This window comes from Priestia sp. YIM B13552 (assembly GCF_042787775.1).
GTDB lineage: Bacteria > Bacillota > Bacilli > Bacillales > Bacillaceae_H > Priestia > Priestia megaterium_E.
In genome coordinates, this window is the sequence record NZ_JBHZOU010000001.1 from 661938 (window position 1) to 675820 (window position 13883).

Annotated in this window: 13 protein-coding genes; all 13 read right to left on the reverse strand. The window is 33.5% G+C overall.

Annotated features, from left to right (window positions below; genetic code table 11):
* Window positions 1-7: 7 nt before the first annotated feature.
* Window positions 8-679 (reverse strand): CatB-related O-acetyltransferase, encoded by a 672-nt coding sequence (locus ACFX40_RS03310; RefSeq protein ID WP_377254081.1) that lies wholly within the window; start codon window positions 677-679, stop codon window positions 8-10.
* A 26-nt stretch (window positions 680-705) separates the two neighbouring features.
* Entirely contained in the window at window positions 706-1959 is a 1254-nt protein-coding gene (locus tag ACFX40_RS03315; protein WP_377254083.1) for an O-antigen polymerase, read from the reverse strand.
* Between the two features lie 127 nt (window positions 1960-2086).
* Window positions 2087-3181: a glycosyltransferase family 4 protein gene (locus tag ACFX40_RS03320; RefSeq protein WP_377254085.1), complete on the reverse strand. Its 1095-nt coding sequence runs from the start codon at window positions 3179-3181 to the stop codon at window positions 2087-2089.
* 12 nt (window positions 3182-3193) lie between these two features.
* Window positions 3194-4291, reverse strand: coding sequence for a glycosyltransferase family 4 protein (locus ACFX40_RS03325; protein WP_377254087.1), 1098 nt, complete (start codon window positions 4289-4291; stop codon window positions 3194-3196).
* Window positions 4292-4316: 25 nt separating this feature from the next.
* Entirely contained in the window at window positions 4317-5459 is a 1143-nt protein-coding gene (locus tag ACFX40_RS03330) for a glycosyltransferase (RefSeq protein ID WP_377254089.1), read from the reverse strand.
* A gap of 25 nt (window positions 5460-5484) precedes the next feature.
* A complete protein-coding gene (locus tag ACFX40_RS03335; RefSeq protein WP_377254091.1) occupies window positions 5485-6393 on the reverse strand; it encodes a glycosyltransferase family 2 protein in 909 nt (302 codons plus the stop codon).
* 84 nt (window positions 6394-6477) lie between these two features.
* The gene (locus ACFX40_RS03340; protein ID WP_377254093.1) at window positions 6478-6996 is read right to left on the reverse strand and encodes an acyltransferase; all 519 of its coding nucleotides are present in this window, start codon (window positions 6994-6996) and stop codon (window positions 6478-6480) included.
* A gap of 52 nt (window positions 6997-7048) precedes the next feature.
* The gene (locus ACFX40_RS03345; protein ID WP_377254095.1) at window positions 7049-8128 is read right to left on the reverse strand and encodes an acyltransferase family protein; all 1080 of its coding nucleotides are present in this window, start codon (window positions 8126-8128) and stop codon (window positions 7049-7051) included.
* Between the two features lie 22 nt (window positions 8129-8150).
* Window positions 8151-9416: a glycosyltransferase family 4 protein gene (locus ACFX40_RS03350; RefSeq protein ID WP_377254097.1), complete on the reverse strand. Its 1266-nt coding sequence runs from the start codon at window positions 9414-9416 to the stop codon at window positions 8151-8153.
* 252 nt (window positions 9417-9668) lie between these two features.
* Window positions 9669-10748, reverse strand: a complete 1080-nt coding sequence (gene gmd, locus ACFX40_RS03355; protein ID WP_377254099.1) for a GDP-mannose 4,6-dehydratase — start codon at window positions 10746-10748, stop codon at window positions 9669-9671.
* Between the two features lie 59 nt (window positions 10749-10807).
* The gene (fcl, locus tag ACFX40_RS03360) at window positions 10808-11749 is read right to left on the reverse strand and encodes a GDP-L-fucose synthase (RefSeq protein WP_377254101.1); all 942 of its coding nucleotides are present in this window, start codon (window positions 11747-11749) and stop codon (window positions 10808-10810) included.
* 24 nt (window positions 11750-11773) lie between these two features.
* Window positions 11774-12427 (reverse strand): sugar transferase, encoded by a 654-nt coding sequence (locus tag ACFX40_RS03365; RefSeq protein ID WP_377254450.1) that lies wholly within the window; start codon window positions 12425-12427, stop codon window positions 11774-11776.
* A gap of 56 nt (window positions 12428-12483) precedes the next feature.
* Entirely contained in the window at window positions 12484-13377 is an 894-nt protein-coding gene (gene galU / locus ACFX40_RS03370; RefSeq protein ID WP_377254103.1) for a UTP--glucose-1-phosphate uridylyltransferase GalU, read from the reverse strand.
* Between the last annotated feature and the right edge of the window lie 506 nt (window positions 13378-13883).

Sequence of the window (13883 nt, forward strand, 5' to 3'; positions counted from 1 at the left end):
ACCTGTCTTAAATCTCATTTTTATCAATTAAAATATTTATGTCCAAAAATTCAGGAGTGTGCTGTTTTATCCATTTAAAATCTTTGTCCCACCACTTTAAATTTAGTAAATATTCTATTTCACTATCTGAAAAACGATATCTTATTAGTTTCGCTGGTACTCCACCTACTACTGCATAAGGTGATACATCCTTTGTAATTACTGCACCAGTTGCTATAACTGCACCATCCCCTATTGTAACACCCTCTAAAATCGTAACGTTTTCACCTATCCAAACATCATTTCCTATAACAACAGAAAACTTATGCTTCTCATCTGCATACTTATATTCTTCAAAAGATTGCTGCTTTACAAAATCTGTTCCAAAATCATTTTTTTCAGAATAAAATATAGGGTGAGTGGACACAAATCTTTTTGTAGGGTGTTGGCCTATAACAACTCTTACATCAGAACCTATTGAAGTGTATGCTCCAATGCTAGTATTAAAAAGCTTACTTTTTCCTCCAATATAAGAGTATCTCCCTAAGTAAACATTATTTAGTTTACAGCCTTTATAAACAATGTTGTTTCCCGCAAATTGTAAGTTATTCACATGCAAAAGAGAACCTAATTTAGATTGATTTCTCTTAGCATTTATTTTTAAATCCATTACTTTTTTTATCTTTTTGAAAATTTTCATACCTTCACCTCTTAATTCGCTAAACACTATTTAATTTTATATGTACTTTTTTTACTTTTGAAAATTAAAAAAAGTATAATAAGCGCAACTACGGAGGATGGTTGTGCCAGTTGCCATCTAACTATAGTTCGAAATATTAGATAAACTACGAACAGATACAAAGCAATTATTCTTTTATTAGGGCTATATTTTAAATATTTAAAAACTATTGCTGCAAATGTAGCAAATAAAATATTTCCTAAGATTACTCCTGGTATTCTTCCATCTAAATAGAAATAAAAAATATGAGACGTATATGCATTTGCATAATTCCCTCCACCAATATGGAAAAAAGCTACATCATACTTATTAATTATATTTGTATCAGCTATACGAGGAAAATTCAAAAAGTCAAAAAGAGTATTAATTGGAATTAAAAATCCACTAAAGAAAGTCGTCCCAAGTGTTAAATCATGCGTGTGTTCTAACATAGTAATTGTCTGATTCATTAATGGCAAAAAGCAAGTAAATATTGAATACAGTGCTTCCCAAAAGGCCATATCACTTTGTCTTTCTGAAGTTAAATAAATAATTAAATAAATAATGCTACCTACAGATATAGTACCAGGAAAAATGTACTTCTTTAAACTTTTGATAGTTACTTTGTTTACTTTCTTCCAATATAAAAAACAAGCAAGAAAGATTACCAAAGTATCATATAATATCAGCCTTCCACCATTAGTAAAAGTAAACATTAGTACATTAAAACCTACAAGCAAAATTAGTTTTATATCTTTTCTTTTCCCAAAAAAAGTTTCAACAACAACAATGAATATTAACGCTAGTCTTATACCTGAATTCAAAATAGAATCAAGAAAATTTTCGATAGCATTAGATGATTCCGTTAATAATTCTCCTCTCACTGTCCCGATACTCATTCCTGACATATACATCGGAATAGATTGATAAAACTTAATACCTGTATATGCTAAAGAAATTATCGCCATAAAGTATAGAATTTTATAATTTATTGGTCGTTCATCAAGTTCTCCCGATTCGTGCTTTACCTTCGTTATCGCATATGAAATAACATAAGCTACAAAGAAAGAACTTATGCTTATTAGTATAAGACCATAAATTAAACTAGAAGCCTCAAATTCTCCTCTCAACCTTAATGAAGCTAATCCTGTACAAATAGTAAAAAAGAGTGTGTATACACTTAAGGGGTTAAGTGTATTTTTATATAATAATAAATTTATAAGGAAGATCCCAAAGCCAACTATAATTGTAGTAGTTATCATTCTTCTATACTCCACTTTCATTCCTAATTGTAGGATTTAATTTTAATTTATATAGCTCATTAATCTTCTCCTTTTATTTCGAAAATGTAAATGAGTATAAAAAGACTGTAATATAAATAAGTCTAACCTATATAAACAATTTAATTTGATTCTCCCACGTTAACGTTTTTGCTTTATTACGATTTATGTTGTATACTCTCTCAGCGATGTCACTATAGTTTTTTATTACATCCAGTATACATTCAGCCAGTTTTTCTGCTTCAGATTCAGTAAAATACATATTCTCTTCATATTTTTCATAACCATTAAATCGAGTTGAAACGATTGTTTTTCCTGCAGCCAGGTACTCCAGAACTTTGGAAGGGAAGTTTGTTTGATTTTGAAGAAGATGCATATTTCTAGGATTAATTAACACATGTGCAGAGTTAAGCATTTTATAATATTCTTTTTCCTCCAAAAAACCCTTATAAATAATTCTTCTATCTTGCTTTGCGGCTTCTATTACATATTGCTCTAAATCGCCTTTACCACTGATATATAAACGGACATTCGGATTAGGAATTAACTTAAAAGCATCTATTAGCAAGTCGACTCCTGTGACCGTTGATAGCAATCCCGAGTATGCTAAGTTATAACTGCTACCTTCTGGTGTCATAGTAAAATCTTTAAACTTTTCGAAATCAATACATCCATTAACGGTAACTAATTCGTTATGAGAACTCAAATATTTAGAAACTCCTGAAGACAACATAACTACCTTTTGATATTTTCTAAACTGTTTAGCCATGAGAAAAGCGTAAACTTTTCTGGATAAATTTTTATATTCTTCGGGAGGTGTAAAATCTGCAATAATAGCTACAGATTTTTTATCTTTTTTTTTCGCGAGGGTGCCTAAGCCAAACCATGGATATAAGACGTTATAAGTTAATATAACATCTGCCCATTCTAAGTGTTTTTTTAGTTTCTTTTTATACTCCATTATCCCTTGAGCTAAATTTCCATTTGCAAAAACACAATCTATAGAAAAAGCTTTACAATCCTGCATAATATCTTCATGAAGGTTAGCAACATCTATATTAATATATGATAAAATTTTAACATTACCAAGTAGCTTTAGATTTTTGAACAGGTTAATTTGATATTTATTACCTGCTGCAGATAAATCTTTTATTTTAGTTTCATATTGTGGCGGTAAACATGTACCGCATAATAAGATATTCATAATTGTTTCACCTCAACTATTAAGAAACTTTGTGAAGATACTATAGTGTCTTTTTGCCATATTTTCTATAGAATACTGTTTAGCAATTTCAATACATTTTTCTGGATTAGTAACTTTTTTATCATTAAGAACTTTCTCAATTTCTTCTGCTAAACTATTTGCGTCATCTACTTCAACTAAATTACCCGTATAATCCTCAACCATTTCTATACCAGCAACACATTTTTTAGTTGTAATTACAGGTAAACCATAAGCCATAGCTTCATTGATAACCAACCCCCAAATATCTTCTCTAGTTGGTAGAACAAATAAATCTGCCGCTTTGAAATAGTTAGATAATTCATCCTTTTGCATAAAATCTATAAAATGAACATTGGTTAGATTCATGTCCTTTTGCATTTTAATATATTCAGCTGTTGGTTTACCGCCAACTATATAAATACCAACATTTCTATCAATTTTATTACCAGCTTTAAGAAGAACGTCAAAGCCTTTTCTATGTACGAACTGACCAACGGATAAAATCATCTTATCTTCCCGAATGTTTAACTTCTCTCTTATTTTTATTTTCCCATCTAAACTCAAGGGTTTTTCTAATATGTCTACTTTCTTTATAGATGTAAAAGGATAAACATAAATCTTATCCTTCTTTGCTCCATAATTCTCAAGATAGTCGCTAGTCACTCGACCAGTACTGAGCCATCCACTTGCAGCACTAATAAAGTTTTCTTTAACTTTATGCTTAATACCACTATCCTCTTTCTTAATCCCACCATCAGTATTAAGAATAAATGGGATGTTCTTTATTTTCATATATTGAATTGCTAACATACCAGATGGAGTATGGTAGGCTCCAATGACAATTACATCAAACTTCTTTAAAGAAAGGAACTTAATAATCTCAGGGCAAAAAGCATCTGCTTCTCCTATCTTGATCCCCTTCATAAAAATAGCTTTAAAGTTTGAGAATTTATCTGCAATCCAATTTCTATCCCTGCTTTTATCTATTTTACTCTCAAATAAAACTGTCAAATCACAATATCTTCCTAATTCATTAAAAAAATCAACCCTATATGGAGAGGGAATATTTGTTGTGAACAAAACCTTCATTTGCTGCTCCTCATTGATAAATTATTTACAATCTATTAAATATTGTTCTGTATCCGGTATACTTTACCTTTTCATTACTATTCTCTATTGCATAGGCTAAAGCTTTATCTGCTACAATCTGAAAGTCTTTATTACTCATAGCTGCGTATCTTTCGACCACACAGACAAACTTCTCAGTAGAATCTAAGGGATAGACATGTCCCACACCAAATTTCTCCAAACCCTGCCAAGGTGTTTGATCAGAAAGAGCTACTACACATCCAGCAGATAATGCTTCATGAATAACATGGCCATAGTTTTCACCAAGTGTTGGAAACAAGAATAAATGATAATTCTTCAAAGTGTCTATCACATCTTCTGACTCTATATCCCCTGCGTAATTCCAAGTAATATTTTGAGGGAGTTTTTTCAACTCGTATTGGCATTCATCCCAATATTTTTCTGCTTGAATCGGTCCATAAATTGTAAAATCAATATCGCTTTTCACACGCTGCAATATTTGAATGGTACCTATTAAGTTTTTGTTAGGAGCTATACGAGATATCCAGACAACTTTTAACTTTTTCATTTCTTTATTCTTTAACACAGGAACATTTCTTACTTTTCTCGGGAGATCTTCTGCAATAAAGTAGTTGTTAAAAGTTTTAACCTGTTGATTAATCTCTTTAATTTCCATACTAGAAGTAGCTGACCAATATATATTTTTAAACATTCCCGTAATGTTGAACATTGTCGTAAAAAACTTCTTTTTCTTATATTTAAGCTTAAATCCCATAGGTGAAAATAATCCCATGGATGCTACTACTACCGGTGGACTAATTAAACCCAATCGTTTTAATACTAGTGTATTAATTGCGTAATCACTAAAGCAACCACAGACATATAAAAGATCTGATTGCTTTGCAAGTCTATTAATTACTGAAAACGTAAATCCTTTAGGTGGAACATAATAAACCTTTGCATTACCAACCTTATTCCAACTATTAACTTTTATATTGCTGTATGGATTGTCATCACCATGATCTCGATCGCAAGTAAGAATCATAAAATTGTATTCTTCACCTAAGAAATCAACAAGGTTTTTAATTGACCGAACAGGCCCACCATCTTTATAGCCCGGCAAATATCTCCCCATAATAATTAAAATGTTTTTTTTGCCGTTCGTCATGACTTTTCTTCTCCTTCCTTACATATTATTGCTTTAAATCACCTTGTTGACCCATTTTTTTATTAAATTTCTCACACTCATATACTTTAGCATCTACTAAAAACCTGTACCAGTAGGCTTGCAAAAAGTGGAATATCTTTCCTTCTGGACCATCCAGAAAGCCTAGCTTTATATAGTATCTATAAACAAAATATAAATGCGCTCTAAAAAACTTTGGCAATTTATAATATCCATTATTCTTAACTTTTCTCTTGACTTTAGCTTGTTTCGAAGACTTTCCCTTCCCTAGTAGTGTTGCTTCTTTCAATTCATTGTCAAGGTTAGTTTGATAATCTAGTACTTCACGATTGCTATACCAGTTATGCTTATTTGTCCACCATTCCAAATCCTTAGTATTATTATCAATCAAATCATTCTTAAACTCTACTGTCCGCCCCTCATGTAAAATCATATGTTCATCCATGATTTTTTGCTCACATGTAGCTTTCCCAGTTCGAAAAACCCGAAGCAGTAATTCTGGATATCTGCCACCATGCTTAATCCAACGACCCATGAAATATACTCGTCTTCGAAGGATAATACCGTTAACGTCCTGTTTAACCTCAGGTAGTTTCCTAGATATTTCTTCAACTAAATCTACCATTAATTCTTCGTCAGCATCCATACGCATTGTCCATTCAGTTTTAATATCGGTATGAGCCAGCCCCCAGTTAAGCTGAGTAGCGTAATCTATCCATTTATTTTGATAAAAATCCAGTTTACTACCAAATTGTTTAAGTTCTAAGTCTAAGATTTCACAAAGGCTTTTTGTCTCATCTGTGCTAAAACTATCCACGATTACAAACCTTTTAGCAATACCCTGAAAAGACTCTATACATTTTCTTAAATTCTTTTCTTCATTCTTTGTAAGTATGACTACTGTTAAATCTATCATTCTATCTCCTACTTATCAGTTAATAAGTTTGCATCAACTATCTTTTATAAAAATTTTATAAAAGATAGTTGATGCAAATCTCTTTTAAAGTTTCTTGATTACCCTTGCAGGATTCCCCACAATAACACTATTTTCTTCGAATTTTCCTGAAACCACAGCCCCCGCTCCTACTACGCAACCATCTCCAAGAACTGTTCCCTTTAAGATTAATGCATTACAACCAATGAAGCAATTTTTCCCAATAACAATTGGCTTAGTAATGATTTTCTCTTTAATATCTGCATTTCTGGCTTCTACTTCAATTGGATGAAAGTCATTATCCAAGATTTTTGCATTTCCACCTATCAGTGTATTGTCTCCAATAGTAATTGATCTTCTAGCATAAATCGTTGCACCAGAAATACCAACATTGTTTCCAATACTTATTTCGGCCTCTGAAGTTCGAGTAACAATAATTGCTCTTGAATATAGGCCTACAAGGTTTGACAAAAGAGATGATTTAATTGTTACATTTTCTCCAATTGTAAGCTTTATCCCTGACCTATTTACAATAATCGGAACACCCTCTAATACTAGCTTTTTTCCATATCTTACTTTAGACATTTTCATAAATACCTTAAACCAATTACTATTCATTTAATTATCTGTTTTCCTTTCATCCCCGATTTCCACATATCAATTTATAAAATCTTTTACAATATCTGTTTAGAAACTTAGCCACAAAATAGATTACTAATAGCGTGATAATAGGAACAAGTACATAACTTGCTATTATCCAGACTTGACTATTATTGGTATTTCTGACTTTCAAAAAAACCTTCCCTATTATAGTAACTGGAATAATATGTACTGCATATATAAAAAAACTTTGGTGCTTAAACCAAGATAGCTGATTTTGTATTCTTATTTTCTTTATATTTTGTAATACATCAAATGCAAACCATAAAAATAGAGGAGATATCATGTACATAATTTCCGAAAAAATTCGAATATCTAAAAGTCGAATAACTATTAATAAAATAAAGATTAAGAAAGAAATTATACCCACCTTATTATTTTGAGTTCTTTCGAATATATCTCTATAAAATGTTGAAATAAAACATCCACTAAAGAAAAAAAATAATGAAGATTTTGTATTGAAAACAATCAAATCAACCCCCAACATCTCAATTAAAGAAAAGGCAATAAGAATAACGATACTAACCTTTTTACTTTTAAGGACTATAGCAAAGAAGGGGGTTAGAAATGTTAGTAATATCAAGTCTCGTAAATACCAAAAAGTAAAATAATTAGCATGTAAAAAAATACCGTTTATAGTATTCTCCATGTTGATTTCCACTGCTTCACCATTCATAAATCCCCCAAAAATAGGAATCCTTGGAACTAACATATAAAAAATCATGCCAAAAGAATTCCACAACACATAGGGAATTAACAAAGTAAATATCTTCTTCTTTAACTTAGTAGAAATAATTTGAGATATATTCACTTTATCCAAATCAAACCTAAAAAACCAATATCCTGCCATCATAAAAAAAAATGGTACGGCTATCCCACCTATACCACTTCCAACTACCTGCTCTATTTTATAAGCCATAGAATTAAAATCATTCTCTATACCGTAGTATGCTAGATTATTTGCATGGATGTATATTACAAATATTGACATAATAAATGAGATTAGAGTGACCTTTATACTAAACTTATCAAAGTACGTATCTTTTGAAAGCTTCATAATACTACCTCTTTAATAAACATTAACATTTAAGTATTTTTTCTTTATATTTGTTAATAGAAACATCTTTAGTTAAGTTTCTAATTAGATATGATCTTCCGGACTCACTCATTTTAGTTAGTGTATAAGTACCTCGATCTTTGAGGATTTTTTCAATCACACCCTCAATTTCTGCATAATTCCCTGGTTCAGTTACATACCCGCACTGCGTCTCTTCTATAATTAATCGTGCCTCAGATCCTCTCTCTAGGGCACCCAATATTGGTTTTCCAGCAGCAATAATTCCATACAACTTACTCGGTACTGATACTCCTTTAATTCCTTTAGCATTTAAGCACCAGTGGACATCACCAGCATTTAAACTATAAATTAAATCTGCTTTATCTTGATAAGGAATAAATCGGACATTTTGAAGATTATTTTTCTCTTTGTATTGAACTAAGCTCTCTCGAATAGTGCCTTCTCCTATAAAAGCAAAAACTACATCGTCTCTATCTTTAAACTTTTCTATAACATTCATCAAGTTTTCAAGGTCATAATAAAGTCCTAGATTACCTGAATACATGATAATAAACTTATTCTGCAAACCATACTTTTCTTTGAAAGCTACCACTTTTTCATGATTTGCTGGCAAAGGATAAATTTCTTTCTCATCGATCCAGTTATTAATAAATGTATGATTAGGTACTTTTCTTCCTTTAAATCTACCTTTTAATGTTTCAACCATATCGCGCCCAACCACAATGACCTTATCCGCTTGTCTACAACTGAACTTATCAAACATCATCATAGCTTTTAGTACCAGCTTGTTTTTACTATATCCAACAGCCATTGTCTGTTCCGGGTTAAAGTCTTGGATATTGTAAATGTACTTAGCCCGCTTCATCCATTTACCCCAAACACCGAGCAGGCCTCCTAAAATAGGTGGCTGAGAAATAGAATATACGTAGTCCATTTTTCCAACTTTAAAGGTAGCGATCATAGCTCCAATAAAATAGGAAAGAATATTTTTAACTCTGCTTAGTTTATTGCTCTTAGAAAATTCCGGTACACGGATTCGAATAACCTTTACGCCGTTAATTTCTTCTTTGTAAAACATTTTCTTTTTATATTCGTCAGCAACTTTTCCTGTATAAGATGGAACTACACAGACTATAGTTATATCAAACTCATCAATCATTCCTTCCGCTAACTCTCTTAGGATCTGACCGGTCGAAGCTACATCTGGAATATAATAATGTGCGTATATTAATAGTTTTTTCTTATCAGTTTTCACCTTTTCAATCATAGAATATCTCTTTCCTATCTGCCTGAGGCTACACTTACTTGCCTTAACAAAGACCCCTCTTTACTAGCCTCTATATTATATTATTTATAAACTATCTTTGATTTCTCAAGCTTTTTATCCCGATATTCCAAAACGTCAAAAAGAGCACTTCTCTCCTATTTTTATGTAATGAGTACATTCAAACAGAAAGAAGTTAGCTCCTTCTAACAGCCATATATCAAATTTAACCAATCATTAATTCTAATTAAAAAATTAATCAAACATTACCTTAATCTTTTCTTCACTCTCAACCTTCTTCATATCCGCTTCAACCATAATACGAACTAACTCTTCAAACGAAGTCTTCGTCGGATTCCAGTTTAATAACGTCTTCGCTTTAGTCGGATCACCTAACAATTGATCCACTTCTGCAGGTCGGAAGAATTTAGGATCGATTTCGACGATCACTTCACCTGTTGCTTTGTTTGTTCCTTTTTCTTCTAACTCTTCACCGCTCCACTCAATTTCAATGCCCGTGTGCTTGAAAGCAAGCTGTACAAATTCACGCACTGAGTGCATCTCACCTGTTGCAATAACGAAATCTTCTGGCTTGTCATGTTGAAGAATTAACCACATGCATTCTACATAGTCTTTAGCATAACCCCAGTCGCGTAGAGAATCTAAGTTTCCTAGTGTTAATTTTTGTTGTTTACCTTGTGCAATACGTGAAGCAGCAAGTGTGATTTTACGCGTTACGAACGTTTCACCGCGGCGTTCTGATTCATGGTTAAATAAAATACCATTTACTGCAAACATGTTGTAAGATTCACGGTAGTTCTTTGTAATCCAGAAGCCGTAAATTTTTGCTACGCCGTACGGAGAACGCGGGTAGAAAGGCGTTGTTTCTTTTTGTGGTACTTCTTGAACTTTTCCATACAGCTCAGATGTAGAAGCTTGGTACACGCGTGTTTTGTCAGTTAATCCTAAAATACGTACAGCTTCAAGAATGTTTAACGTACCTTTTGCATCAACATCTAATGTATATCCAGGCATATCAAAAGACACGCGTACGTGTGATTGTGCTGCTAGGTTATAAATTTCATCTGGCTGAATGTCACCAATGATTCGCGTTACGTTTAATGCATCTGTTACGTCACCATAATGAAGATGGAAGTTTGAGTTATTTAATAATGCGCTTGCTGCTTCTTCTGTTAAAAGATCTTCTAGGCGCTCTTGGTTATAAGAAGAGCTGCGGCGAATTAATCCGTGCACTTCGTAACCTTTTTCTAGTAAAAATTCTGCTAAGTATGATCCGTCTTGTCCTGTTACACCCGTGATTAATGCTGTTTTCATCGTATCCTCCATATATATCAACTGTTATTTTATGATTTTGGTTAATTAAAAGTTTTTAATTATTTTGCTGTAGCCAGTTCGTTATCTAAGAACCATTGATACGCTTTTTGAAGACCGTCTTCTAGAACAGTTTCTGCTTTCCAGCCAAGACCGTTCAGCTTTGTTACGTCTACTAGTTTACGAGGCGTTCCGTCTGGTTTTGAGGTATCGAATTGAATTTCTCCTTCATAACCAACAACTGCTTTTACCTTTTCGCCAAGCTCTTTAATCGTAATATCTTCTCCCACACCAATATTAACGATTTCATTGCCTTCATATGTATTCATTAAGAATACGCACGCATCTGCTAGGTCATCTGAATATAGAAATTCACGTTTTGGTGTACCTGTTCCCCACATTTCCACAAACGGTGAATTGCTTTCTTTCGCTTCATGGAACTTACGAAGCAGTGCAGGAAGAACGTGTGATGTATGAAGGTCAAAGTTATCGTTTGGACCGTAAAGGTTAGTAGGCATTGCTGAGATGTACTTTGTGCCGTACTGACGGTTATACGATTCACACATTTTAATACCGGCAATTTTAGCAATCGCATACGGTTCGTTTGTTGGTTCAAGCGCACCTGTTAGTAAGTATTCTTCTTTTAATGGCTGAGGCGCTAATTTTGGATAAATACATGTACTTCCTAAGAATAATAGTTTCTCTACATTATTTCGGTACGCCGCGTCAATGATATTTGATTGAATCAATAGGTTATCGTGAATAAATTCCGCTGGATATGTATTGTTTGCCACAATACCGCCTACTTTAGCTGCTGCTAAGAAAACAAATTCAGGCTTTTCTTCAGCAAAAAATGCGTCTACTTGCGACTTATCTCGTAAATCTAGCTCAGCGCTTGTACGATACACTAGATTGCTATAGCCTTTTTCTTGCAGTTTTCGTACGATAGCTGAACCGACAAGCCCTCTGTGGCCAGCTACATAAATTTTTGAATTTTTGTTCATTTTAAGACACCAGCTTTCCTTGATTTAATAAGCATTTTTCGAGCCAAACAGCATAAAAATAGTTCGGCATATAATTTTAATATCGGCCGTTAGTGAACGTGTTGTTATGTATGTTAAGTCTAATTCGACCATTTCTTCAAACCCTACGTTGCTTCTTCCACTTACTTGCCAAAGTCCTGTACAGCCAGGAGTGACAAGCAATCTTTGCATTTGATATTCTGTATACTCGTTTACTTCTCTTACAAGCGGCGGTCGTGGACCTACTAGACTCATATCGCCTTTTAAGACGTTGATTAACTGAGGAAGTTCATCAATACTAGTCTTCCTGATGAACCTCCCTATCTTCGTGATACGAGGATCGTTTTTCATTTTAAACATCGCGCCCGTAGCTTCATTTTGTTCAAGTAATGCAGCTAATTTTGCTTCGGCATCTGAAACCATGGAACGAAATTTGTACATATGAAATTCTTCACCATTTTTCCCCACTCTTTTTTGAGAAAAGAAAATTGAACCTTTAGGGTCTTCGAGTTTTATTAAAAGACCAATAATAAGAAAAACAACAAACAAAACAAGTAAACCAACGAGTGCTCCTGCTATATCTATACATCTCTTCGCCAAAAGGTACCCGGCTTGATTATTAGGCTGAACTTGCTTTTGCACAACTTGTGTTTGTTGAATAGAAGTTTCCGTTTTAGGTTCAGCAACTGATGGCAACGCAACTCACTCCTTCTATTCTACTCTATTTCTACCGGTTTCTTTGTTTCTTTTTTTAATAAATCTTCCATAATTGTTAAAAGATTTTCACGTAAATCGTCATGTTGGAGAGCAAATTCAATGGTTGTCTGAATAAATCCTAGCTTCTCCCCTACATCATAACGCTTGCCTTCAAAGTCATACGCAAACACACGCTGAATTTCGTTTAGCTTTTGAATAGCATCTGTTAATTGAATTTCACCACCGGCTCCGACTTCTTGTTCTTCTAAAAATTTGAAAATTTCAGGAGTGAACACGTAGCGTCCCATAATTGCTAGATTTGAAGGAGCTGTACCTGCCGCTGGTTTTTCTACGAATGTATTCACTTGGTGACGACGGCCGTCGTTTGAAATTGGATCTACGATGCCGTAGCGATGCGTTTGATTATCAGGAACCGTTTGCACGCCTATTACCGACGAAAGCGTTTGTTCATATTCATTCATCAACTGACGAAGACAAGGTGTTTCTGCTTGGACAATATCATCGCCTAACAATACCGCAAATGGCTCATCGCCGATAAAGTTACGAGCACACCATACGGCATGACCTAATCCTTTTGGCTCTTTTTGACGGATATAGTGAATATCAACATTTGAGGATTGACGCACTTTTTCTAAAATATCAAATTTTTCTTTTTCGACTAAATTATTTTCAAGTTCTGGAGCATAATCAAAATGATCTTCGATCGCGCGTTTTCCTTTGCCCGTTACGATGATGATGTCTTCAATACCCGATTGAACCGCTTCTTCAACGATATATTGAATAGTTGGTTTATCAACGATTGGAAGCATTTCTTTTGGCATTGCTTTCATTGCGGGTAAAAACCGCGTGCCCAGTCCAGCAGCTGGAATAATAGCTTTTTTTATTTTTTTCATCGTCACTCACTCCCCGTTTCTTCCTATTTATATATATTTTTTGTAAGCACTTACGAATGCGCTGCAGCTGTAGCTGCAGCGCATTCGTTAATGCTTATAAATTAATAGGGGCATTTAACCCCACCTCACACCACACTCCTGACAACAAACGTGTCTAAGGTAGTTTTCTACCCACAGTGCGGCCGAGTGCCTCCTTTGATAGTGGCTGAGGAGACATCACCATACATATTGCGCTTTATATGACTTTTCTTGAATATTCATCCTTCACTAGATAAAAATTAAAAACTTGTCTTTAATTTCAACAAGTTTCTAAGGCTTCGATACTTTATCTACGATGATTTTTTATAGTTCATTTATCTTATCTATTCTCAATTATTTCTATAAGATTTTATTAACAGTCATTAGACCTATAACTTATGAAGCAATCGCAAAATTAATGTTATCACAAAAATAGGAAAAGAGGGATGAATTTTTTTGTCGAAATTTGCGATATAACAAGGTTTTTG

Coding starts and splice junctions, on each gene's coding strand:
- ACFX40_RS03310 (WP_377254081.1), bottom strand. CDS start 679: ATGAAAATTTTCAAAAAGATAAAAAAAGTAATGGATTTAAAAATAAAT.
- ACFX40_RS03315 (WP_377254083.1), bottom strand. CDS start 1,959: ATGATAACTACTACAATTATAGTTGGCTTTGGGATCTTCCTTATAAAT.
- ACFX40_RS03320 (WP_377254085.1), bottom strand. CDS start 3,181: ATGAATATCTTATTATGCGGTACATGTTTACCGCCACAATATGAAACT.
- ACFX40_RS03325 (WP_377254087.1), bottom strand. CDS start 4,291: ATGAAGGTTTTGTTCACAACAAATATTCCCTCTCCATATAGGGTTGAT.
- ACFX40_RS03330 (WP_377254089.1), bottom strand. CDS start 5,459: ATGACGAACGGCAAAAAAAACATTTTAATTATTATGGGGAGATATTTG.
- ACFX40_RS03335 (WP_377254091.1), bottom strand. CDS start 6,393: ATGATAGATTTAACAGTAGTCATACTTACAAAGAATGAAGAAAAGAAT.
- ACFX40_RS03340 (WP_377254093.1), bottom strand. CDS start 6,996: ATGTCTAAAGTAAGATATGGAAAAAAGCTAGTATTAGAGGGTGTTCCG.
- ACFX40_RS03345 (WP_377254095.1), bottom strand. CDS start 8,128: ATGAAGCTTTCAAAAGATACGTACTTTGATAAGTTTAGTATAAAGGTC.
- ACFX40_RS03350 (WP_377254097.1), bottom strand. CDS start 9,416: ATGATTGAAAAGGTGAAAACTGATAAGAAAAAACTATTAATATACGCA.
- gmd (WP_377254099.1), bottom strand. CDS start 10,748: ATGAAAACAGCATTAATCACGGGTGTAACAGGACAAGACGGATCATAC.
- fcl (WP_377254101.1), bottom strand. CDS start 11,749: ATGAACAAAAATTCAAAAATTTATGTAGCTGGCCACAGAGGGCTTGTC.
- galU (WP_377254103.1), bottom strand. CDS start 13,377: ATGAAAAAAATAAAAAAAGCTATTATTCCAGCTGCTGGACTGGGCACG.